This window comes from Bradyrhizobium sp. B120, from assembly GCF_049075665.1.
In the GTDB taxonomy this organism is placed as follows: Bacteria; Pseudomonadota; Alphaproteobacteria; order Rhizobiales; family Xanthobacteraceae; genus Bradyrhizobium.
The window spans coordinates 8,898,529-8,921,078 of the sequence record NZ_CP185242.1; the positions used below are offsets into that span (position 1 = coordinate 8,898,529).

Annotated in this window: 18 protein-coding genes; 5 read left to right on the forward strand and 13 right to left on the reverse strand. The window is 65.2% G+C overall.

Annotated elements, in window-relative coordinates:
- Positions 1-221: 221 nt before the first annotated feature.
- Positions 222-713, forward strand: coding sequence for a septal ring lytic transglycosylase RlpA family protein (locus tag ACOIX3_RS41235; RefSeq protein ID WP_420967687.1), 492 nt, complete (start codon positions 222-224; stop codon positions 711-713).
- A 102-nt stretch (positions 714-815) separates the two neighbouring features.
- Here ACOIX3_RS41235 and ACOIX3_RS41240 read toward each other — a convergent pair whose 3' ends face one another.
- Complete coding sequence (locus ACOIX3_RS41240; RefSeq protein ID WP_420967688.1) at positions 816-3,026, reverse strand: primosomal protein N'; 2,211 nt, start codon at positions 3,024-3,026, stop codon at positions 816-818.
- Positions 3,027-3,156: 130 nt separating this feature from the next.
- Here ACOIX3_RS41240 and ACOIX3_RS41245 point away from each other — a divergent pair, with 130 nt between their 5' ends.
- Positions 3,157-4,107, forward strand: coding sequence for a tyrosine recombinase XerC (locus ACOIX3_RS41245; RefSeq protein ID WP_420967689.1), 951 nt, complete (start codon positions 3,157-3,159; stop codon positions 4,105-4,107).
- Positions 4,108-4,262: 155 nt separating this feature from the next.
- Positions 4,263-4,853, forward strand: coding sequence for a DUF4337 domain-containing protein (locus ACOIX3_RS41250; protein WP_212318924.1), 591 nt, complete (start codon positions 4,263-4,265; stop codon positions 4,851-4,853).
- Positions 4,854-4,990: 137 nt separating this feature from the next.
- On the opposite strand, the gene ACOIX3_RS41255 is transcribed toward ACOIX3_RS41250, so the two are convergent.
- The 12 genes from ACOIX3_RS41255 to ACOIX3_RS41310 all read right to left on the reverse strand — a co-directional run bounded on the left by ACOIX3_RS41255 (position 4,991) and on the right by ACOIX3_RS41310 (position 19,185).
- A complete protein-coding gene (locus tag ACOIX3_RS41255) occupies positions 4,991-5,530 on the reverse strand; it encodes a hypothetical protein (RefSeq protein ID WP_092121615.1) in 540 nt (179 codons plus the stop codon).
- A gap of 39 nt (positions 5,531-5,569) precedes the next feature.
- A complete protein-coding gene (lpdA, locus tag ACOIX3_RS41260; RefSeq protein WP_420967690.1) occupies positions 5,570-6,970 on the reverse strand; it encodes a dihydrolipoyl dehydrogenase in 1,401 nt (466 codons plus the stop codon).
- Between the two features lie 82 nt (positions 6,971-7,052).
- A complete protein-coding gene (locus ACOIX3_RS41265) occupies positions 7,053-7,802 on the reverse strand; it encodes an SDR family oxidoreductase (protein WP_420967691.1) in 750 nt (249 codons plus the stop codon).
- Positions 7,803-7,874: 72 nt separating this feature from the next.
- Positions 7,875-9,119: a 2-oxoglutarate dehydrogenase complex dihydrolipoyllysine-residue succinyltransferase gene (odhB, locus tag ACOIX3_RS41270; RefSeq protein WP_092121612.1), complete on the reverse strand. Its 1,245-nt coding sequence runs from the start codon at positions 9,117-9,119 to the stop codon at positions 7,875-7,877.
- 187 nt (positions 9,120-9,306) lie between these two features.
- Entirely contained in the window at positions 9,307-12,267 is a 2,961-nt protein-coding gene (locus tag ACOIX3_RS41275; RefSeq protein WP_420967692.1) for a 2-oxoglutarate dehydrogenase E1 component, read from the reverse strand.
- 257 nt (positions 12,268-12,524) lie between these two features.
- The gene (sucD, locus tag ACOIX3_RS41280) at positions 12,525-13,406 is read right to left on the reverse strand and encodes a succinate--CoA ligase subunit alpha (RefSeq protein ID WP_092121610.1); all 882 of its coding nucleotides are present in this window, start codon (positions 13,404-13,406) and stop codon (positions 12,525-12,527) included.
- A gap of 37 nt (positions 13,407-13,443) precedes the next feature.
- Positions 13,444-13,920: a DUF1579 family protein gene (locus tag ACOIX3_RS41285; protein WP_342725621.1), complete on the reverse strand. Its 477-nt coding sequence runs from the start codon at positions 13,918-13,920 to the stop codon at positions 13,444-13,446.
- Positions 13,921-13,922: 2 nt separating this feature from the next.
- Complete coding sequence (gene sucC, locus ACOIX3_RS41290; RefSeq protein ID WP_420967693.1) at positions 13,923-15,119, reverse strand: ADP-forming succinate--CoA ligase subunit beta; 1,197 nt, start codon at positions 15,117-15,119, stop codon at positions 13,923-13,925.
- A 159-nt stretch (positions 15,120-15,278) separates the two neighbouring features.
- A complete protein-coding gene (gene mdh / locus ACOIX3_RS41295) occupies positions 15,279-16,247 on the reverse strand; it encodes a malate dehydrogenase (protein ID WP_092121604.1) in 969 nt (322 codons plus the stop codon).
- A gap of 249 nt (positions 16,248-16,496) precedes the next feature.
- A complete protein-coding gene (zapE, locus tag ACOIX3_RS41300) occupies positions 16,497-17,681 on the reverse strand; it encodes a cell division protein ZapE (protein WP_420967694.1) in 1,185 nt (394 codons plus the stop codon).
- Between the two features lie 141 nt (positions 17,682-17,822).
- On the reverse strand, positions 17,823-18,359 hold the full coding sequence (gene thpR, locus ACOIX3_RS41305) for an RNA 2',3'-cyclic phosphodiesterase (RefSeq protein WP_420967695.1): 537 nt from the start codon (positions 18,357-18,359) through the stop codon (positions 17,823-17,825).
- 166 nt (positions 18,360-18,525) lie between these two features.
- Positions 18,526-19,185, reverse strand: coding sequence for an arylesterase (locus ACOIX3_RS41310; RefSeq protein ID WP_420971927.1), 660 nt, complete (start codon positions 19,183-19,185; stop codon positions 18,526-18,528).
- 55 nt (positions 19,186-19,240) lie between these two features.
- Between ACOIX3_RS41310 and ACOIX3_RS41315 the strand changes: the two genes are divergently transcribed.
- Entirely contained in the window at positions 19,241-19,960 is a 720-nt protein-coding gene (locus tag ACOIX3_RS41315; protein WP_212318910.1) for an ABC transporter ATP-binding protein, read from the forward strand.
- Positions 19,957-22,527, forward strand: coding sequence for an ABC transporter permease (locus ACOIX3_RS41320; RefSeq protein WP_420967696.1), 2,571 nt, complete (start codon positions 19,957-19,959; stop codon positions 22,525-22,527). The genes ACOIX3_RS41315 and ACOIX3_RS41320 overlap by 4 nt, the downstream gene beginning before the upstream one ends.
- Positions 22,528-22,550 lie beyond the last annotated feature (23 nt).

Consider the following 22,550-nt stretch of genomic DNA (forward strand, 5'->3'; position numbering starts at 1 on the left):
ATCAGTATTCATAAGTATATTATTGGTTAAAAATTCGTTAAAGGCCAAGGTTACGGAACCTCGATTGAATACCCCAAAGCGGTAACAAGATATTTCAACCCGAGACAATCGGGAATTACTGCCCAATTCGTGCCTCATTGCGAAACCAAACGGCTTTGGTCAACGAAGGGACGGGGGTCCACTTGCCGCGCTTGCGGCAATACTGTCTGAGGGTCTTATCAATGCTGAATATCAAGAAGGCGGCGGGCAATATAACCCGCTCGCGTACGGCGCTTGCGTTTGTCGCCGCAACTCTCCTGGTCGGGGGCAGCGTGACGGAGGCGTCCGCGAAGTCCAGGCACCACCATCATCGCCACCACCATCATCACCAGGCCCGCGCTGAAGGTTCGTCCTGGCGCGACGCCAATGCATCGATCCAGCCGTCCGGCGGCCACACGTTCTCGGGGATGGCCTCGTTCTACGGCAATGAGTCGGGCAGCCGCACCGCTTCCGGCCAGCGCTTCAACCAGAACGCCATGACCGCCGCCCACCGCTCGCTGCCGTTCGGCACCAAGCTCCGCGTCACCCATGGCGGCCGCAGCGTCGTCGTCACCATCAACGATCGTGGCCCGTTCATCCGCGGCCGCGTGCTCGACCTCTCCACCGGCGCAGCCCGCGCCATCGGCCTGACCGGTGCCGGCGTCGGCCGCGTCACCGCCGAGGTCGTCTCGTAAGCGCTTCAGTAAGCGTTGCGTTGCGTAACGGCCGCGAGGCCTGCCTCGCGCCAAAGGGCCTGCCGTCGCGAATGACGGCAGGCTTTTTCTTTACAGGCATCCCTACAAGAAGCTCTGCGGATCGACGTCGACCTCGAGCTTCAGATTGCCTTTGGTCTTCGGACCGGCTTCCAGCCATTCGCGCAGATATTGTGACAGGTCGACATTGCGCAGCGACTTCACCAGCAGGCGGAAGCGGTAGCGGCCCTTGATGACGGCAAGCGGCGCCTCGGCGGGGCCCAGCACTTGGATCCGCTCGTCGAGCGGCGCCATCGTGGCGAGCTTGCGCGCAAATCCTTCTGCTGTCGGACGGTCGCCGGCGGAGACGATCAGGCTCGCCAGCCGGCCGAACGGCGGATAGCCGGTGCGCTCGCGGATATCGATCTCGCTGGCGTAGAACGCCTCGCGATCGTTCGCGATCAAGGCCTTGATGACCGGATGTTCCGGCTGATGGGTCTGCAGATAGCCGACGCCACGGCCCTGCTCGCGGCCGGCACGGCCGACCACCTGGTTCAGCAGTTGGAACGTCCGCTCGGCTGCGCGCGGATCGCCGTTGCTCAAGCCGAGATCGGCATCGATGACCCCGACCAGATTGAGCCGCGGGAAGTTGTGTCCCTTGGCCACCAGCTGGGTGCCTATGATGATGTCGACGCGGCCTTCGGCGATCTCGTTGAGCTCGCTGCGCATGGTCTCGATCGAGGTGATGAGATCGCTCGACAGCACCATGGTGCGGGCCTCGGGGAAGATACTCGCGGCCTCCTCCTGCAGGCGCTCGACACCGGGGCCGACCGCGACCAGCGACTCCTCGGCCGCGCAATGCGGGCAGATGTTCGGGCGCGGCATCGAGAAGCCGCAGTGATGGCAAACCAGCCGCTGCCGAAACCGGTGATCGACCAGCCAGGCGTCGCAGATCGTGCAGGCGAAGCGGTGGCCGCAGGCGCGGCACAGCGTCAGCGGCGCATAGCCGCGACGGTTGAGGAACAGCAGCGCCTGCTCGCGGCGCTCGATCGCATGGCGGATCTGCTCGGCCAGAACCGGCGAAATGAAGCGCCCGCGCGGCGGCGGCGCGCGGCGCATGTCGATCGCCTCGATATGCGGCATGTGCTGGCCGCCGAACCGCGACGGCAGCGCGACGCGCTGGTAGCGCCCCTTGCGCGCATTGACCTCGCTCTCGACCGAGGGCGTCGCCGACGCCAGCACGATCGGGATTTTTGCGATATGGGCGCGGACCACCGCCATGTCGCGCGCATGGTAATGCGCGCCCTCGTCCTGCTTGTAGGCCTGGTCGTGCTCCTCATCGACGATGATGAGACCAAGATCGGCATAAGGCAGAAACAGCGCGGAGCGGGCGCCGACCACGACCGGCGCCTTGCCCTCGGAGATCGCCGCCCAGTTTCGTGCCCGCGTGCGCGGCGTGAGCTCCGAATGCCATTCCAGCGGCCGCACGCCGAAGCGCTGCGCGAAACGGTCGAGGAACTGGCCGGTCAGCGCGATTTCGGGCATCAGGATCAGGGTCTGCTTGCCGCGGCGGATATTCTCCGCGATCGCCTCGAAATAGACCTCGGTCTTGCCGGAACCGGTGACGCCGTCGAGCAATGCGACGTGAAAGCTGCCGCTCGCCGCCAGCGTCCGCATCATATCGACCGCACTGCGCTGCTCGCGCGAGAAATCCGGCTGCGCGTAGGCGGGATCGGGAATGGGCGGCGGTGCGGGCGGCGGCATCGCCTCGACCGTCAGCGTGCCCTCGTCGACCAGGCCGTCGACCACGCCCGAGCTGACGCCGGCCTCCCGCGCCGCCTCGGACTTGCCGTGCAGCAAGCCGTCCGACAGCACCTCGATCAGCCGGCGGCGCGCCGGTGTCAGGCGCCGTGGCGGCTCGCCCACGAGGCGGACCCCGAGCCGCATCCGCTCCGGCCCAAGGTTCTCGCCCATCCGCAGCGTCATCCGCAGCACCATGCCGCGCGCCGACAATGTGTAAGTGGAGACCCAATCGACGAGCTGGCGCAGCTCGGCCCTGAGCGGCGGAACGTCGAGCTTCTCGCTGACGTCCTTCAGCCGGTTGTGCAGCCGCGGATCCGGCTTGGCATTCTCGGCCCACACCACCGCGACGACCTCGCGCGGACCGAGCGGAACGCAGATCACGTCGCCGGGCGCAAGCTCCATGCCGCGCGGCACGCGGTAGGAATAGGTCTGGTTCAGCGCGACAGGCACCAGCACGTCGACGATTCGGGTCGTCGATGCGGGGGCTGGGCTGGGGCGTGTGGTGTGGTCCATTGAATCAGAGCTTTGAGTCGGGCTAGCACCGCTGCGCGGTCTTAGCGAACGGTAAACGAAGGCAGTGCGATATAATCAGGAGAATCGCAGCGCCAATAGCCCTCAACACATGGCCCGGACCGATCAGCCCATGCAACCGCTCGAGCTCGACTGCGCCGACGTGTCGGTCACGCAGGAGATGACGCGCTGGCTGTCGCATCTGCGCGCCGAGCGGCGGCTGTCGCCGAAGACGCTCGAGGCCTACGCCCGCGATGTGCGTCAATGCCTGACCTTCCTGGCCGAGCACTGGGGCGCGCGCGTGACGCTTGCGGCATTTTCCGCGCTCGATGCCAGTGATGTCCGCGCCTTCATGGCGATGCGCCGCGCCGACGAAATCGGCGGGCGATCGCTGATGCGGGCGCTGGCCGGCCTGCGCTCGTTCGGACGTTTCCTGGAACGCGAAGGCAAGGGCAAGGTCGGGGCGCTCTCGGCGATCCGCGCCCCCAAGGTGGCGAAGAGCCTGCCGAAGCCGATCCACATGGAAGCGGCGAAACGCTTTGCCGATGCCGACGAGCGCGCCGGCGAAACCCGCGAGACGTGGATCCTGGTGCGTGACGCCGCCGTGATGGCGCTGCTCTATGGCTCCGGTCTGCGCATCTCCGAGGCGCTGGGGCTGAAGCGGCGGGACGTGCCGAAGCCGGGCGAGGGCGATGTGCTCGTGGTCACGGGCAAGGGCAACAAGACCCGCATGGTGCCGGTGCTGCACAACGTGCTGCAATTGATCGCGGACTATGCGGCGATCTGTCCGCATCAGCTCGGCCCGACCGGGCCGATGTTCGTCGGTGCGCGCGGCGGACCCTTAAGCCCGCGCATCATCCAGCTCACCATGGAGCGGCTGCGCGGCGCGCTCGGCCTGCCCGACAGCGCAACGCCGCATGCGTTGCGGCACTCCTTCGCCACCCATCTGCTCAGCCGCGGCGGCGATTTGCGCGCGATCCAGGAATTGCTCGGCCACGCATCGCTGTCGACCACGCAGATCTACACCGGCATCGACAGCGAGCGCCTGCTCGAAGTCTATCGCTCCGCGCACCCGCGCGGCTGAACGTCCGGACCGAGTTCAAAATACGGCGCGGGGCCGGCATCAATGCGCCGTTCATCTTGCGCCGTTCATATTCATACGGCTGCCACAAATCGCTCGGCACTTGCCTTGTGCGCCGCATTCGGCAATCGTGGCGCCGTCTCATCCGGAGGGGAATCATGAGCGCACAAGAAAGTATGGAGCACGCGGAGCATGCCGAGCATGCGTCGGGCGAAAACAAGAAGATCGCCCTCCTGATCGCCGTGATCGCGCTCTGCCTGGCGCTGTCGGAAACGCTCGGCAAGGGCGCTCAGACCGAATCGATCAGCAAGAACGTCGAAGCCTCCAACCTCTGGGCCTTCTTCCAGGCCAAGAGCATCCGCCGCACCGCGGTGCAGACCGCAGCCGAACAGGGCAAGCTGAACCTCGCGACCACCACCGACGAGGCGGCCAAGGCCGCGCTGCAGAAGCAGATCGACGATTGGCAGAAGACCGCGGCACGCTACCGCTCGGAGCCGGAGACCGGCGAGGGTTCAGAGCAACTCTCCGAACGCGCCAAGCACTCCGAGCATGAGCGCGACGAGGCCACCGCGAAATATCATCACTTCGAGCTTGCCTCCGCCGCGTTCCAGATCGCCATCGTGCTGGCGTCCGCGACCATCATCACCGGCATCGCCGCGCTGGCCTGGGTGTCCGGCCTGGTAACGCTCGCCGGCGTCGTGATGACCTTGCTCGGCCTGTTCCAGCCGCATCTGCTGCATCTGCATTGAAGCTGCACATCTCCGGCACCGTCATCCTGAGGAGCGCGTAGCGCGTCTCGAAGGATGAACGGCCCGGCTGGTGGCCGTCGATCCTTCGAGACGCGCGCAAGGGCGCGCTCCTCAGGATGACGGGACTGAAAGTTCAGTCAAAGAACCTTGCTGGTCTGGTGAACGCTTTTGCGGAAGCGCGCGATCAGGCGCAGCGTGCGCGCGGTCCAGCCGTCACCGTCGCCGCTGATCATCTCGAGGATACGCCGCTTGACCGGCTCGACCAGCGCGGTGGCCTTGGCCCGCAACCCCATCACGAAATTATAGAGCGCCTCGAACCAGGGCATCTCCAGCAGTTTCGATCGCGTCACGTCGAACAGGAAAGCCGTGACGCCGACGCCGACGATCTTGGCGAACAGGATCAGCGAGACCGCGCTGAACCAGTATTGGTTCGCCAACAGCCAGAGTCCGACCAGCTTGAGCGGAAACAGCGGGATCAGCGGCACGACGAAGACGATCAGCGTCATCGCCGGCGACAGCGAATCGACCCGTTCGGCAAGCCATTGCTTGAGCGCGCGCAGCGGGATCCACGCCACCACCCGGGCCACGATCGGCTCGACGTGATCCCATAGCCAAGCCTCGATCAGGAAGATGATCGCAAGCAGGACCCAGAAAGGCTGAAGCAGGCGGCGCAACATCGCTATGATCTCTACCCGGCTCGCGCGCGGGATGTTCGATCACATATGGATGGCGCGCTTGCCCACCGCAAGCGCGGCTTCCTTGATGGCTTCGGAACGGGTCGGATGTGCGTGGCAGGTGCGCGCCAGATCCTCGGCCGAACCGCCGAATTCCATCAGGACGCAGGCTTCGTGGATCATTTCGCCGGCTTCCCGGCCGACAATGTGCACGCCGAGCACCCGGTCCGTCTTCGCATCTGCGAGAACCTTCACGAAGCCGTCGGTGGTCTGGTTGACCTTGGAGCGGCCGTTCGCGGTGAACGGGAATTTGCCGACGGTATAAGCGACGCCGGCCTGCTTGAGATCTTCCTCGGTCTTGCCGACCGACGACACTTCCGGCGTGGTATACACAACACCTGGAATGACGTCGTAGTTCACATGGCCGGCCTGGCCCGCGATGATCTCCGCGCAGGCAACGCCTTCGTCTTCCGCCTTGTGCGCCAGCATCGGCCCGGCCACGACGTCGCCGATCGCGTAGATGCCCTTCACATTGGTCGAGAAGTGCGCGTCGATCTCGACGCGGCCGCGATTGTCGAGCGCAACGCCGGCTTCCTTCAGCCCGAGGCCCTCGGTGTACGGCACGCGGCCGATGCACACGAGCACGACGTCGGCTTCGATGGTTTCGGCAGCGCCGCCCGCGGCCGGCTCGATCTTGGCCTGGAGCGTCTTGCCCGAGGTGTCGACCGCGGTGACCTTGGCGCCGAGCTTGAAGGCAAAACCCTGCTTTTCCAGGATGCGCTGGAATTGCTTCGCCACTTCGCCGTCCATGCCGGGCAGGATGCGGTCGAGGAATTCCACCACGGTGACCTTGGCACCGAGGCGGTGCCAGACCGAACCGAGCTCGAGCCCGATCACGCCGGCGCCGACGATCAAGAGGCTCGACGGCACCTTCTCCAGCGACAGCGCGCCGGTCGACGACACGATGCGCTTCTCGTCGATGTCGATGCCCTTCAACCGCGCGATGTCGGAGCCGGTCGCGATCACGATGTTCTTGGTCTCGACGATCTCGGACTTGCCGTCGCCGGAAACCTCGACCTTGCCGGCGCCGAGGATCTTGCCGGTGCCCTTGAGGACGTCGATCTTGTTCTTCTTCATCAGGAACTCGACGCCCTTGACGTTGCCGTCGATGCCCTGCTGCTTGAAGTCCATCATCGCGGGCAGATCGAGCTTCGGCGCGGAGACGCTGACGCCCATCTTGGCGAAGGAGTGCGCAGCTTCCTCGAACATCTCGGAGGCGTGCAGCAGCGCCTTCGACGGCATGCAGCCGACATTGAGGCAGGTGCCGCCCAGCGTCGCGTTCTTCTCGACGACGGCAACCTTCATGCCGAGCTGCGCCGCGCGGATCGCGCAGACGTAACCGCCGGGGCCAGTGCCGATGACGACGAGATCGTAAGAAGCCATGATTGAGGTCCTGTAGCTAAACTCGGTGACAGTTAGGCGGGCGCGCGATCTCGTCGGAGACCGCTTCCCGCTTGATCGTGATCTAGCGACCGCCCGACACGTCGAGGATCGCGCTGGTGACGTAGGAAGCCTCATCCGAGATCAGCCAGACGATGGCGTTGGCGATCTCGTCCGCGGTGCCGACGCGCTTCATCGGCACCATATGGGCCAGCCGATGCGCGCGATCGGGCTCGCCGCCCGCGGCGTGGATGTCGGTGTCGATCAGGCCGGGCCGGATGCCGGCGACGCGGATGCCTTCACCCGCGACTTCGTAGCCGAGGCCGATCGTGAAGGAATCGATCGCGCCCTTGGAGGCGGCATAGTCGACATAGGTGTTGGGCGCGCCGAGCCTTGCCGCGACCGAGGAGAGGTTGACGATGACGCCGCCCTGGCCGCCGTGCTTGGTCGACATGCGCTTCACCGCCTCGCGCGCGCACAGGATGCTGCCGGTGACGTTGACCGCCATCATCTGCTGGATGCGCTCGGCCGACATCTCGTCGACACGCACGCCGCTCTTGCCGACGATGCCGGCATTGTTGACGAGCGCGCCGAGCGTGCCGAACCCATCGGCTGCCTTGAACAGCGCCAGGATATCCTGCTCGCTGCCGACGTCGCACTTCACCGCGATCGCCTTGCCGTTCCTGGCCTCGATCGCGGCGACGACCTCGTTGGCCGCAGCCTGGTTGGACGCATACCCGACCACGATGCGGTAGCCCCGCGCCGCAGCGGCAAGTGCGGTGGCGCGGCCGATGCCGCGGCTGCCGCCGGTGATGACAACGACCTTGTCCGTCACATTGATCCCCAAACGTAAGCACCCAACAAATCGCGACGCCCGAGCCGATCGGGCGCCGCGCGCGATATGACCTTAGAGATCCAGCACCAGGCGAGCCGGATCTTCCAGGCTCTCCTTGACGCGAACCAGGAAGGTGACCGCTTCCTTGCCGTCGATGACGCGGTGATCGTAGGACAGCGCCAGATACATCATCGGGCGCACCTCGATCTTGCCGCCGACCACCATCGGCCGCTCCTGGATCTTGTGCATGCCGAGGATGCCGGACTGCGGCGCATTCAGGATCGGCGTCGACATCAGCGAGCCGTAGATGCCGCCATTGGTGATGGTGAAGGTGCCGCCCTGCATCTCGTCGATCTTGAGCTGACCGTCGCGGGCGCGGCGGCCGTAATCGGCGATCGACTTCTCGATCTCGGCGATCGACTTGTGGTCGCAGTCGCGCACCACAGGCACCACCAGGCCGCGGTCGGTGCCGACCGCAACGCCGATGTGGTAGTAGTTCTTGTAGATCAGGTCAGAGCCGTCGATCTCGGCGTTGACGGCCGGAATGTCCTTCAGCCCCTGCACGACCGCCTTGGTGAAGAAGCCCATGAAGCCGAGCTTCGAGCCGTGCTTCTTCTCGAACGTATCCTTGTAGAGGGCCCGCAGCTTCATCACCTCGGTCATGTCGACCTCGTTGAAGGTCGTCAGCATCGCGGCGGTGTTCTGCACGTCCTTGAGGCGGCGCGCGATGGTCTGGCGCAGCCGGGTCATCTTCACGCGCTCCTCACGTGCCGCATCGTCCGCCGGCGACGGCGCACGGACCTGCACGGCGGCGGCCGGCTGGTTGACCGGGGTCGGCGCCGAGGCGGCCTTCTCGATCGCAGCCAGCATGTCGCCCTTGGTCACGCGGCCATCCTTGCCCGAGCCCGGAACGGTGGAAGCGTCGACGCCGCTTTCGGCGGACAGCTTGCGCACCGAAGGCGCCAGCGGCGCATCCGCCGGCGGCACCTTGGGCGCGGCAGGAGCCGGTGCGGGAGCGGCGGCAGGCGCCGCAGCGGCAGCCTTGGCGGGAGCTGCGGCAGCCGCGGACTTGGCCGGGGCAGCGCCGTCATTGATCTGGCCGAGCAGCGCGCCGACAGCGACGGTCTCGCCATCCTTGGCGATGATCTCGCCGAGCGTGCCGGCGACCGGCGCGGGCACCTCGATGGTGACCTTGTCGGTCTCCAGCTCCACCAACGGCTCGTCCACCGCGACGGCCTCACCGGCCTTCTTGAACCAGCGGCCGATCGTGGCCTCAGTTACGGATTCACCGAGCGTTGGAACGCGAATTTCAGTCATGATCTTTTCCCCGATAACCTTGCGGTCGCAAATTTGGCAGTCGCAAACCTTGTCCGCCACCGTCCGCCAAAGCGAACGACCCGGTACTCCGTGACGACAGCGGTGAGGCTGGATGACGCGGGATACCGGATGCCCCGCTCCAGTGCGCAATTGCGCACAAGGCGGGGCATGGCTTCAGTGAAGGCCGTTAGTTCAGTGCGTCGTCGAGCAGCGCCTTGAGCTGCGCCAGATGTTTCGACATCAAACCGGTGGCAGTTGCCGCCGATGCCGGACGGCCGGCATAGCGCGGACGCTTGTTGGCTGCGTTGGTCTGGTTCAGCACCCACTCCAGATAGGGCTCGATGAAGTGCCAGGAGCCCATGTTGCGGGGCTCTTCCTGGCACCAGACCACCTCGGCACCCTTGAAGCGGCTAAGCTCCTGCACCAGCGCCTTCAGCGGCACCGGATACAGCTGCTCGATGCGCATCAGATAGATGTCGTCGACGCCGCGCTTCTCGCGCTCTTCGTACAGGTCGTAATAGACCTTCCCGGAGCACAGCACGACGCGACGGATCTTGTCGTCCGGCACCAGCTTGATCTTCTCGTCCGGCAGCATCTGCGCGTCATCGTACAGGATGCGGTGGAAGGTGGCGTTCTCGCCGAGCTCGTCGAGCCGCGACACGGCGCGCTTGTGACGCAGCAGCGACTTCGGCGTCATCAGGATCAGCGGCTTGCGGATTTCGCGATGCAGCTGGCGCCGCAGCACGTGGAAGTAGTTTGCCGGCGTGGTCGGATTGACCACCTGCATGTTGTCCTCGGCGCACATCTGCAAATAGCGCTCGAGGCGCGCGGAGGAGTGCTCCGGTCCCTGCCCCTCGTAGCCGTGCGGCAGCAGGCAGACGAGGCCCGACATGCGCAGCCATTTGCGTTCGCCCGAGGAGATGAACTGGTCGAACACCACCTGCGCACCATTGGCGAAGTCGCCGAACTGGGCTTCCCAGAGCGCCAGCGCATTCGGCTCGGCCAGCGAGTAGCCGTACTCGAAGCCGAGCACCGCCTCTTCCGACAGCAGCGAGTTGATGACCTCGTAATGGCCGGTGTCTTCGCCACCGAGATGGTTGAACGGCGTGTAGCGGCTCTCGTCCTCCTGGTCGATCAGGACCGAATGGCGCTGCGAGAAGGTGCCGCGCTCGGAATCCTGGCCGGACAGGCGCACATGATGGCCCTCCTGCAGCAGCGTGCAGAACGCCAGCGCCTCGCCGGTCGCCCAGTCGATGCCGACGCCGGTGTCGATCGCCTTGGCGCGATTGTCGAGGAAGCGCTGAATGGTGCGGTGGGCGCGGAAGCCGTCCGGCACCTTGGTGATCTTGCGGCCGATCTCCTTGAGCACGGCGACATCGACACCGGTGACGCCACGGCGGGCGTCTTCTTCCTGATCGGCCGACTTGAAGCCGGCCCATTTGCCGTCGAGCCAGTCGGCCTTGTTCGGCTTGTAGCCCGAGCCGGCTTCGAGCTCGGCATCGAGCCGTGCGCGCCAATCGGCCTTGGCCTTCTCGACCTCGCCCTCGGTCAGCACGCCGTCGGCGACCAGCCGCTTGGCGTAGATCTCCAGCGTCGACGGATGCGAGGCGATCCGCTTGTACATCACCGGCTGGGTGAACGCCGGCTCGTCGCCCTCGTTATGGCCGTGGCGACGGTAGCAGAACATGTCGATGACGACCGGCTTGTGGAATTTCTGCCGGAACTCGATCGCGACCTTGGCCGCGAACACCACGGCCTCCGGATCGTCGCCATTGACGTGGAAGATCGGCGCATCGATCATCTTCGCCACGTCGGACGGATAGGGCGACGAACGCGAGTAGCGCGGATAGGTGGTGAAGCCTATCTGGTTGTTGACGATGAAGTGCAGCGAGCCGCCGGTCCGGTAGCCCTTCAGGTCGGACAGGCTGAAGCATTCCGCCACCACGCCCTGGCCCGCGAACGCCGCGTCGCCGTGCATCAAGAGCGGCAGGACCGAGATGCGCATGTCCGGCGGATCGCCGTGCTGATCCTGCTTGGCGCGCACCTTGCCCATCACGACCGGATCGACGATCTCGAGATGCGACGGGTTGGCGGTCAGCGACAGATGGATGTTGTTGCCGTCGAACTCGCGGTCCGAGGACGCGCCGAGGTGATACTTGACGTCACCGGAGCCCTCGACATCGTCGGGATTGGCCGAGCCGCCCTTGAACTCATGGAACAGCGCGCGGTGCGACTTGCCCATCACTTGGGTCAGCACGTTGAGGCGGCCGCGATGCGGCATGCCGACGACGATCTCCTTCACGCCGAGATTGCCGCCGCGCTTGATGATCTGCTCGAGCGCCGGGATCAGCGATTCGCCGCCGTCGAGGCCGAAGCGCTTGGTGCCGGTGAACTTGGTGTCGCAGAACTTCTCGAAGCCGTCGGCCTCGATCAGCTTGTTGAGGATCGCGCGGCGGCCCTCGGGGGTGAAGCTGATCTCCTTGTCCGGACCTTCGATGCGCTCCTGGATCCACGCCTTTTGCGCGGCATTGGAGATGTGCATGAACTCGACGCCGAGCGTCTGGCAGTAGGTGCGCTCGCAGATCTGCACGATCTCGCGCAGCGTGCCGTATTCGAGGCCGAGCACGTGGTCGAGGAAGATCTTGCGGTCGAAGTCGGCCTCGGTGAAGCCGTAGGAGCGCGGATCGAGCTCCTCGCGGTCGCGCGGCGCCTCGATGCCGAGCGGATCGAGCTTGGCGTGGAAATGACCCCGCATGCGATAGGCGCGGATCAGCATCAGCGCGCGAACCGAATCGCGGGTGGCCTGATGCACGTCGGCGTCGGACAGTTCGGCGCCCTTGGCCTGCGCCTTGGCGGCGAGCTTGGTGCCGACCGCCTTCTCGACCTGGGCCCAGTTGCCGTCGAGCGCCGAGGTCAGCTCGTCGCGGGGCGTCACCGGCCAGTTGGCGCGGCCCCATGAGGCACCGTCGGCATTCTTCTGGACGTCCGCGGGGGCGTCTTTCAGGCTCTTGAAGAAGTCCTGCCATTCGGCGTCGACCGACGACGGATCCTGCTCGTAGCGGGCATAGAGATCGTCGATGTAGGTGGCGTTGGCGCCTTGCAGGAATGATGAGAGAGCAAAAGCAGCATTCGCGTCTTGGCGAGACATGGGGCAGTCCTGGTGATTTTTTTCGGTTCGCGCGTAGGAGACGGCGCTGGTGCCGGTCTGGAAGTGCGCCGGCTGGATTGATACCCTTTACCCTATCTAGGACAGATATTCCTGCCTAAAAGAACCAAGAAATGAACTTATTTTCATATTTTATTGATCAGCATTCTGGTGACAAAACGCAGTAAAAGGGCGGGTTCCCTCATGAGAACCCGCCCAAAACCACATCAAACCTCGAAGGGAACTTCGCCTGACGGAGGTTACTTGAGCATCTCCGCGAGCGTGTGCCCGAGCCGCGCCGGGGACGGCGACACCTTGATGCCGGCGGCTTCCATCGCCGCGGTCTTGGAACCGGCATCGCCCTTGCCGCCGGAGATGATCGCGCCGGCATGACCCATGCGGCGGCCGGGGGGTGCGGTGACACCGGCAATGAAGCCGACCATCGGCTTCTTGCGGCCGCGCTTGGCCTCGTCCTTGAGGAACTGGGCGGCGTCTTCCTCGGCGGAGCCGCCGATTTCGCCGATCATGACGATCGACTTGGTCTTCTCGTCGGCCAGGAACATCTCCAGCACGTCGATGAACTCGGTGCCCTTGACCGGATCGCCGCCGATGCCGACCGCGGTGGTCTGGCCGAGGCCCTCCTGGGTGGTCTGGAACACCGCTTCATAAGTCAGGGTGCCGGAGCGGGAGACGATGCCGACCGAGCCGGGCTTGAAGATGTTGGCCGGCATGATGCCGATCTTGCACTCGCCGGCGGTCATCACGCCGGGGCAGTTCGGCCCGATCAGCCGCGACTTCGAACCCGACAGCGAGCGCTTGACGCGCACCATGTCGAGCACCGGAATGCCCTCGGTGATGCAGACGATCAGCGGGATCTCCGCATCGATCGCCTCGCAGATCGCGTCGGCCGCGCCCGGCGGCGGGACATAGACCACGCTGGCGTCGGCGCCGGTCTTGGCACGCGCGTCCGCGACGGTGTCGAACACCGGCAGGTTGAGATGGGTCGAGCCGCCTTTGCCCGGCGCCACGCCGCCGACCATCTTGGTGCCGTAAGCGATCGCCGCTTCCGAATGGAACGTGCCGTTCTTGCCGGTGAAGCCCTGGCAGATGACCTTGGTGTTCTTGTCGATCAGAATGGACATGGTTCGAGATGCTTTCGCGAGACGGTCGGTGAAGGGTTTAGTGGATACGCCGGTACACGCCGGTGAGCACGTCGGCCCACCCTTCCGCGTCAGGCGAGAATTGGATCTTCATGTTGTAGGTGTTGTCGTCGACGACCTCGTAGACGTGACGGGCATTGCCGCGCAGCGAGCCGCGCACCAGGATCAGCGACTTGCCTGCCCAGCCGCCGGACGCCGGCGACGGCGGGTAGTAGCCGAGTGAATCGTGCCAGAACAATCGGTAGGCGCGATCCTCGCGGTCGTAGGTGAAGACGCCGTGGGTGGCGAAGCTCTCCTTGCCGTCGCGGGTCTGCACGGTGTCCTGGATCAGGTAGAACCCGTTGAGCGCGATGCGCGCGACGACATGCGAGGTGGCCGGACCGCCAGCGGTCCAGCGCGACGGATAGACCATCTCGTCGCCGTTCCACTCGCCCGCGAAAACCGCGAGCTTGCGGTGTTCGTCCAGCGGGGTCGGAGCGTCGAGATGATCGGCCATCGTTAGCCTCCCTTGACGGCTTTCACGATCTTCTGTGCGGCGTCATCGAGATTGTCGGCGGGCACGACGTTGAGGCCGCTGTCGCGGATGATCTTCTTGCCCAGTTCGACATTGGTGCCTTCGAGGCGCACCACCAGCGGCACCTTGAGACCGACCTGCTTCACCGCGGCGACCACGCCCTCGGCGATCACGTCGCACTTCATGATGCCGCCGAAGATGTTGACCAGGATGCCCTTCACGTTCGGATCGGCGGTGATGATCTTGAACGCAGCTGCAACCTTCTCCGCGCTGGCGCCGCCGCCGACGTCGAGGAAGTTCGCCGGCTCCATGCCGTAGAGCTTGATGATGTCCATCGTCGCCATGGCGAGGCCGGCGCCGTTGACCATGCAGCCGATCGTGCCGTCGAGCGCGACATAGTTGAGGTCATATTTCGACGCCTCGATCTCCTTGGCGTCCTCCTCGGACTCGTCGCGCAGCGCGACCACGTCCGGGTGACGGTAGAGCGCGTTGCTGTCGAACGACACCTTGGCATCGAGCACGCGGAGCTGGCCCTGCTTGGTGACGACGAGCGGATTGATCTCGAGCATCGCCATGTCCTTGGCGGCGAACGCGGCATAGAGCTGGCCGGTCAGCTTCTCGGCCTGCTTGGCGAGATCGCCCTTCAGCTTCAGCGCCTCGGCGACCGTGCGGCCGTGGTGAGCCATGATGCCGGTGGCGGGATCGACCGAGAACGAGACGATCTTTTCCGGGGTCGAATGCGCGACGTCCTCGATGTTGACGCCGCCTTCGGTCGACACCACGAAGGAGATCTCGGAGGTCTCGCGATTGACCAGGATCGAGAGGTAGAACTCCTTGTCGATGTCGGAGCCTTCCTCGATGTAGAGGCGGTTGACCTGCTTGCCGTGCGGGCCGGTCTGCACCGTGACCAGCGTCGCGCCGAGCATCTGCTTGGCGAACTCATCGACCTCGGCAACCGACTTGGCGATGCGGACACCGCCCTTGTCGCCGGCGGATGCTTCCTTGAACTTGCCCTTGCCGCGACCGCCGGCATGGATCTGGCTCTTCACCACCCAGATCGGGCCGGGGAGCTGCTTGGCCGCCGCGTCGGCATCTTCCGGCTTCAGCACCGGCACGCCGCGCGAGATCGGCACGCCGAATTCGTGCAGCAGAGCCTTGGCCTGGTATTCGTGGATATTCATGGAAAGACGCTCCCAAACCCTCGTGCGGCGAACTTCAAGTCAGCCTTGACGCTGGTATACCATATACCAAAGCTCGCGCAACTACAAAATCCGCCGGAATTTCATCACCTTGACCCGACAGGCGATTGAAATCGCCTATCGGGCCATTGTCGATTGAGATTACTTGCCCAGCAGATCGGGCGCGATCTTCTTGCAGGCGTCGACCAGGCCCTGCACCGCGCCGACCGACTTGTCGAAGGCTTCACGGTCCTTGCCGGCGAGCTCGATCTCGACGATGCGCTCGACACCCTTGGAGCCGATCACGGTCGGCACGCCGACATACATGTCCTTCACGCCGTATTCGCCGTTGAGATAGGCGGCGCAGGGCAGCACGCGCTTCTTGTCCCTCAGATAGCTCTCGGCCATCTGGATCGCGGACGCCGCCGGCGCGTAGAAGGCCGAGCCGGTCTTGAGCAGGTTGACGATCTCGGCGCCGCCGTTGCGGGTGCGGTCGACGATCTCGTCGATGCGCGCCTGCGAGGTCCAGCCCATCTTGACGAGGTCGGGCAGCGGAATGCCGGCGACGGTCGAGTAGCGGGTCAGCGGCACCATGGTGTCGCCGTGGCCGCCGAGCACGAAGGCGGTGACGTCTTCGACCGAGACGTTGAATTCGTCGGCCAGGAAATACCGGAAGCGCGCGGAGTCGAGCACGCCGGCCATGCCGACTACCTTCTTGTGCGGCAGGCCCGAGGCCTTCTGCAGCGCCCAGACCATCGCGTCCAGCGGGTTGGTGATGCAGATGACGAAGGCGTCGGGCGCGTACTTCTTGATGCCGGCGCCGACCTGCTCCATGACCTTGAGGTTGATCGACAGCAGATCGTCGCGGCTCATGCCGGGCTTGCGCGGCACGCCCGCAGTGACGATGCAGACCTTGGCGCCGTCGAGCGCTTCATAGGAGTTGGCGCCGACCAGGTTGGAGTCGAAGCCGTCGACCGGCGACGACTGCGCGATGTCGAGCGCTTTGCCCTGCGGCACGCCCTCGGCGATATCGAACAGCACGACGTCTCCGAGTTCCTTGAGGCCAACGAGGTGCGCCAGCGTTCCGCCGATCTGTCCGGAGCCAATCAGTGCAATCTTGTCGCGTGCCATGGGAAATCAGTCCTTTGAACTGGTGCAGGAGGGAGGGAAGTCGGTTGCAAGGGTGGTTATCCCTTTCGAATGATCCATTCAAGTCGCGGCCTGCCCGATTGGAGGCCTTGCCTGGATTTCGATCAGGCATGCCAGCAACATCCGTCCCGGAGACACGAAAAGTTGCTCCGAACCGGACCGCGCGCAAGACCGAATTTCGAGACCGAATTTCAGGACCGAATTTCGAGGCCGAAATTTCAAGGCTGAATTTCAGGTCTCGACCAGGCCGGTCGACGAGCCGCTGGCCGAGGAGTCCTTGCGGCCGTGCGGCAGCGCCAGATAGGATTCCGAGCTCATCTCGATCAGGCGCGAGGACGTGCGCTTGAACTCCATCGCCTCGATGCCATCGTCCGCAAGGTACAACGACACCGGATCGGCCTCAGCCGAGGCCATCAGCTTCACGGCATTGTCATAGAGCGTGTCGATCAGCGAGATGAAGCGCTTGGCGGCGTTGCGCTCGGCGTAGTCCATCACCGGAATGTGGTCGATCAGGATCGTGTGGTAGTCGTGCGCAAGCCTGAGGTAATCGGACGCGGCAAGCGGCTTCTCGCAGAGATCGGCGAAGCTGAAGCGCGCGACGCCATGCGACGAGCACGGCACAGTCAGCAAACGCTTCTTGATCTCGATAAGGCGCGCCTTGCACGGCGCGTTGCCAGTCATCTTGCGCCACGCCGCATTGAGCACATCGCGAGCCGCGTCATCCGCGGGCACCAGCCACATCTTCACGCCGACGAGCTTCTCGAGCCGGAAGTCGGTACGTGCATCGAGCCGCAGCACATCCATGTGGTCGGAGATCTGCGCGATGAACGGCAGGAACAGCGCGCGATTGAGACCGCCCTTGTAGAGATCGTCGGGCGCGACGTTCGAGGTCGCGACCACGACGGTGCCGAGATCGAACAGCTTTGCGAACAGCCGCCCGAGGATCATCGCATCCGCGATGTCGGTGACGTGGAATTCGTCGAAGCAGAGCAGCCAGGCTTCGTCGAAGATCGCCTGCGCGGTGAGCGCGATCACGTCGCCGTCCGCGATCTCGCCGCGCGCGATCTGCTGGCGGTAACCGTAGATGCGCTCATGCGCCTCGGCCATGAATTCGTGGAAATGCGCGCGACGCTTGTGCTCGACCGGGCTCTGCTGGAAGAACAGGTCCATCAGCATGGTCTTGCCGCGACCGACCTCGCCATGGATGTAGAGCCCGCGCGGCTTGTCGTCCTTGTCGCCGCCGAACAGCCGTCCGAGCAGGCTCTGCTTGCGCTGCGGCTTGTAGCTCGCAAGCCGCTCCTCCAGCGCGCCGAACGCCTCGGCGGCTTGCGCCTGCGCCGGATCGGCCTCGATCGCGCCGGAGGCGACCAGGGCGTTGTAGTGTTCGAGAAAGGAACTCGGCGAGGTGGACAGCATGGGCCCACCTTACGGCCCTACTGCGCGGAAAATTGCAAGCCGTGAATTGTGCCAATGGGGTATGCAAGCGCAAGCCCTTGCATACCCACGGCCGACCGCACCGGCCGCTGCCCGACACCTCAAGCCGCGATCTGCGATGCCTCACGCGCAGAGCGCGTAGGAATCCTCGACCACGTAGGGGCCGCCGCCCGTCGACGCGCGCGACGAGAACAGCACGAAGCGGTCCGCCATGAAGCTGCGGCTCGGGAAGTAGCCGCGCACCGACAGATAATCCGCGACGTCCTGGCTCGATGCGTCATGCAGACGCGCGAGCGTGACATGGGGCGTGAATTTCCTGCCCTCGGGATCGAGCCCCATCCGCTGCATCATCCGCTCGAGCTCGGCCTGCAGTTCGATCAGCGGCCGACTGGGCTCGACGGCGGCAACCACCGCGCGCGGCTTGCGTCCACCGAAGCTCGACAGGCCCTGCAGTTTGACCTCGAACGGTTTTCGGTTCACCCGAAACAACATCGTTGCGATCTCGTTGGCCCAGAGGCCATCGATATCGCCGATGAAGCGCAGCGTGACATGATAATTTTCGGGATCGATCCAGCGTGCGCCGGGAAGGCCGCCACGCAAGCTGGACAGGGTTTGGCCGATCTCGGCCGGAATTTCCAGACCAGTGAACAGACGCGGCATCGCAATAATCCTCGATGCTTGGCGCGGGTTTTGGGAGCCCGCCCCTGTAACAAGCCCGGCGACGAATCACCGATGCCTATTTGTACCCGAGATATGTGACTCTGCGAAGCATGACCCGTTAACAGCTCGTAAACCTACGGGCACAACTCGGCGCGCTGCCTGCATTTCAACTGCGTTGCCCTGATAATGCGCCGAGAAATGCCTCCACCGTGGGCAGCATGTTCTTGACGACGATGTCCACACCTTCCGCCGTCGGATGCATGCCGTCGGCCTGATTGAGCTTGGCATCGGCAGCCACGCCATCGAGGAAGAACGGATAGAGCGGCACGCGAAGGGACTTCGAGAGATCCGGATAGATCGCGTTGAACTTCGCTGCATACTCACTGCCATAGTTCGGTGGCGCGAGCATGCCGCACAAGAGCACGGCGATCTTGCGGGCCTGCAACTTTGTGATGATGTCGGTGAGCGCGGCACGCGTGACCGCGGGATCGATGCCGCGCAGCGCATCGTTGGCGCCGAGCTCGACGATCACGGCGTCAGTTCCGTCAGCCACCGACCAGTCGAGCCGCTCGCGGCCCCCTGAGGCGGTGTCGCCGGATACCCCGGCATTGGTCATACTGACCTTTATCCCCTTGGTCTCCAAGGCTTTTTGTAGCCGGACCGGAAATGCCGCGGCGGCCGGAAGGCCGTAACCGGCGCTCAGGGAATCGCCCAGAACCACCATCTTGATCGGTTTCGCCGAGCCTTGTGCCGGGCCATTCTCCGGTCCCGGCGTCTGCGCACTTGCCGCCGTCATCAAGCCCATAAGCAACACGAGTATGTGCACGAAGATCCTCAACCGGCTCTCGACCGCAGCAGCGGAAGTGCCATATGACCGAACCATGGACAGTCTCATCGAATCCTCTTCACTGACCGACGTCGAGCCGGACACCATTGCCGTCAGGAACGTCAATCTCTCGCTCGGCACCGGCGCGGCACGGGTCCATATCCTCAAAGATATCAGCCTTCGTGTGGCAGCGGGTGAGGCCATCGGCCTGATCGGCCCGTCGGGTTCGGGCAAGTCGACCTTGCTGATGGTGATGGCGGGGCTTGAACGTCCTGACAGCGGAGAAGTGGTCGTCAACGGCACGTCGTTCAATGCCCTCGATGAAGATGCGCTGGCGCGCTTCCGCGGCCGTCAGGTCGGCATCGTCTTCCAGTCGTTCCATCTGATCCCGACCATGACGGCGCTGGAGAACGTCGCCGTGCCGCTCGAGCTCGCCGGCAATCCCGATGCCGCCGCGCGCGCGGCGCAGGAGCTGCAATCGGTCGGGCTCGGCGAACGGCTGCATCACTACCCGACGCAGCTGTCCGGCGGCGAGCAGCAGCGCGTCGCGATCGCGCGTGCGCTGGCGCCCGATCCCGCGATCCTGGTTGCCGACGAGCCGACCGGAAATCTCGACGAGACGACGGGAAAGCAGATCATCGACCTGCTCTTCACCAAGCACACCGAGCGCGGCATGACGCTGGTGCTGGTGACGCACGACCTCTCGCTCGCGCAGCGCTGCGATCGCGTGGTGCGGCTGCGTTCCGGCCGCATCGACGGACAATCCACCACATGAGCATTGCGTCCGAAGTCGCGGTGCAGGGCCGCGCGTCGTCGCTTGCCTTCCGCTACGCGCTGCGCGAATTGCGCGGCGGCCTGCGCGGCTTCTACGTCTTCATCGCCTGCATCGCGCTCGGCGTGATGGCGATTGCCGGCGTCGGCTCGGTCGCCGCGAGCCTCGGCGACGGCCTGTCGCGCGAGGGACGCACGCTGCTCGGCGGCGACGTCGCCTTCTCGCTGATCTCGCGCGAGGCCAAGCCCGACGAGGTCGCGTATCTGCGCACCCGCGGCGAGGTTTCGGTGGCAGCCACGCTGCGCGCGATGGCCCGCAGCGGCGACGGCAAGCTGGCGCTGGTCGAGCTCAAGGCGGTTGACGGCAAATATCCGATGCTCGGCGAGCTGACGCTCGAGCCGAACATGCCGACAGCCGATCTGCTCGCCGAACGTGATGGCGTCTATGGCGCGGCCGCCGATTCAACGCTGTTGGCGCGGCTCGACCTGAAGCTCGGCGACCGCGTCACCATCGGCAGCGCGACCTACCAGATCCGCAGCGTGGTGGCGGCCGAGCCCGACAAGCTTGCCGGCGGCGTCGGCCTTGGCCCGCGCTTCCTGATCAGCGAAGCTAGCCTGCGCGCCACTGATCTCTTGCAGCCGGGCAGCCTGGTGCGCTGGATCTACCGGGTGAAGCTGCCCGACGGCGCCAACGACGATCGCGCCACCACCGCACTGATCGACGGCGCACGGGCTGCGGCGCCGGAGGCCGGCTGGGAAGTTCGCAGCCGCAACAACGCCTCGCCGCAGCTTGAACGCACCATCAACCGCTTCACCCAGTTCCTGACCCTGGTCGGCCTCGCCGCACTGCTGGTCGGCGGCGTCGGCGTCGCCAACGCGGTGAAGAGCCATATCGACCGGCGCCGCGACGTCATCGCCTCGTTCAAGGCGCTCGGCGCCACCGGCCGCGACGTCTTCACGATCTACTGCACGCAAGTGGTGGTGCTGGCCGGGATCGGTTCGGTGATCGGGCTGGTGCTCGGCGCCGCGCTGCCTTTCGTCATCGTCGGCCTGTTCGGCAAGCTGCTGCCGCTGCCGGTTGTGCCGGCGCTGCATCCCGACGAGCTCGCGCTCTCCTTCCTCTACGGCCAGCTCACCGCGCTGGCGTTCGGGCTGTGGCCGCTCGGCCGGGTCCACGACGTGCCGGTCGCCGCGCTGTTCCGCGAGACCGTCGCCAGCGAGTGGCATCGCCCGCGCTGGAGCTATCTGGCGCTGATGGCCGTGGTGGTCGCGCTCCTGATCGGGGTTGCGATCGGGCTCGCCTATGACAAGCGGGTCGCCACCGTGTTCGTTGCCTCGTCGATCGCGGTGTTCCTGCTGCTGCGCGGAATCGCCGAAATCCTGATGGCGGTGGCGCGGCGGCTGCCGCGCAGCCGCATCACCATGCTGCGGCTCGCAATCGCCAACATCCACCGGCCGGGCGCGCTGACGCCGTCGGTGGTGCTTTCGCTGGGCCTCGGACTCGCGGTGCTCGTCACCATCACCCAGATCGACGGCAATCTGCGCCGGCAATTCCTGGCCGCCTTGCCGGAACGGGCGCCGTCGTTCTTCTTCATCGATATCCCCTCCACGGAAGCCGACCGCTTTGGTGCTTTCCTCAAGCAGATCGCTCCGGACTCGACCATCGAGGACGTGGCGATGCTGCGCGGGCGCATCGTCGCCGCGCGCGGCGTCAAGGCCGACCAGCTCAAGCCGTCGGTCGATTCGGAATGGGTGCTGCAAAGCGACCGCGGCCTGACCTACACCGGCGAAATTCCCAAGGGCTCGAAGATCGTCGAGGGCGAATGGTGGGGACCGGACTACAGCGGACCTCCGCTGGTCTCGATGGAGAAGAAGATCGCCGACGGCCTGTCCTTGAAGATCGGCGACGAGATCGTGGTCAACGTGCTCGGCCGCGATGTTCCGGCCAAGATCGCCAATCTGCGCAACATCGACTGGCAGGGCCTCGGCATCAACTTCGTGCTGGTGTTCTCGCCGAATGCCTTCAGGGGCGCCCCGCATAGCCACGTCGCGACCCTGACGGAACCCCATGCCGGCGCCACCGATGATGCGCGCGTCATCAAGCAGGTCGCCGACGCGTTCCCGATGGTGACCAGCGTCCGGGTCCGCGAGGCGCTGGAGACGGTCGGCGCCGTGGTCAGCAATCTGGTGCTGGCAATCCGCGGCGCCAGCGCCGTGACGCTGATCTCGGCGATCCTGGTGCTGGGCGGCGCGCTCGCCGCCGGCCACCGCCACCGCGTCTATGACGCCGTGATCCTCAAGACGCTCGGCGCCACCCGGGTGCGATTGCTCGGCGCCTACGCGCTGGAGTATCTGATGATCGGCTTTGCAACCGCAATCTTCGGGGTGATCGCCGGTTCGGTCGCGGCCTGGCTGATCGTGACGCGGCTGATGACGCTGAGTTTCATCTGGCAGGCCGGCAGCGCAGCGCTGGTCGTGGTCGCCGCGCTGGTCGTCACCGTCGGATTGGGGCTGGCGGGAACGCTGCTCGCGCTGAACCAGAAGCCGGCCTCGGTGCTGCGGAATTTGTGACAATTTGTAGCGGCGGCAGCGCC

What these genes read in the sequence shown, in the direction of transcription:
- ACOIX3_RS41245 (WP_420967689.1), top strand. Translation starts at nt 3,157, where the DNA reads ATGCAACCGCTCGAGCTCGACTGCGCCGACGTGTCGGTCACGCAGGAG.
- zapE (WP_420967694.1), bottom strand. Translation starts at nt 17,681, where the DNA reads ATGCTGTCCACCTCGCCGAGTTCCTTTCTCGAACACTACAACGCCCTG.
- sucC (WP_420967693.1), bottom strand. Translation starts at nt 15,119, where the DNA reads ATGAATATCCACGAATACCAGGCCAAGGCTCTGCTGCACGAATTCGGC.
- ACOIX3_RS41285 (WP_342725621.1), bottom strand. Translation starts at nt 13,920, where the DNA reads ATGGCCGATCATCTCGACGCTCCGACCCCGCTGGACGAACACCGCAAG.
- ACOIX3_RS41240 (WP_420967688.1), bottom strand. Translation starts at nt 3,026, where the DNA reads ATGGACCACACCACACGCCCCAGCCCAGCCCCCGCATCGACGACCCGA.
- ACOIX3_RS41250 (WP_212318924.1), top strand. Translation starts at nt 4,263, where the DNA reads ATGAGCGCACAAGAAAGTATGGAGCACGCGGAGCATGCCGAGCATGCG.
- lpdA (WP_420967690.1), bottom strand. Translation starts at nt 6,970, where the DNA reads ATGGCTTCTTACGATCTCGTCGTCATCGGCACTGGCCCCGGCGGTTAC.
- thpR (WP_420967695.1), bottom strand. Translation starts at nt 18,359, where the DNA reads ATGCCGCGTCTGTTCACTGGTCTGGAAATTCCGGCCGAGATCGGCCAA.
- ACOIX3_RS41320 (WP_420967696.1), top strand. Translation starts at nt 19,957, where the DNA reads ATGAGCATTGCGTCCGAAGTCGCGGTGCAGGGCCGCGCGTCGTCGCTT.
- ACOIX3_RS41255 (WP_092121615.1), bottom strand. Translation starts at nt 5,530, where the DNA reads ATGTTGCGCCGCCTGCTTCAGCCTTTCTGGGTCCTGCTTGCGATCATC.
- ACOIX3_RS41315 (WP_212318910.1), top strand. Translation starts at nt 19,241, where the DNA reads ATGGACAGTCTCATCGAATCCTCTTCACTGACCGACGTCGAGCCGGAC.
- ACOIX3_RS41275 (WP_420967692.1), bottom strand. Translation starts at nt 12,267, where the DNA reads ATGTCTCGCCAAGACGCGAATGCTGCTTTTGCTCTCTCATCATTCCTG.
- sucD (WP_092121610.1), bottom strand. Translation starts at nt 13,406, where the DNA reads ATGTCCATTCTGATCGACAAGAACACCAAGGTCATCTGCCAGGGCTTC.
- odhB (WP_092121612.1), bottom strand. Translation starts at nt 9,119, where the DNA reads ATGACTGAAATTCGCGTTCCAACGCTCGGTGAATCCGTAACTGAGGCC.
- mdh (WP_092121604.1), bottom strand. Translation starts at nt 16,247, where the DNA reads ATGGCACGCGACAAGATTGCACTGATTGGCTCCGGACAGATCGGCGGA.
- ACOIX3_RS41235 (WP_420967687.1), top strand. Translation starts at nt 222, where the DNA reads ATGCTGAATATCAAGAAGGCGGCGGGCAATATAACCCGCTCGCGTACG.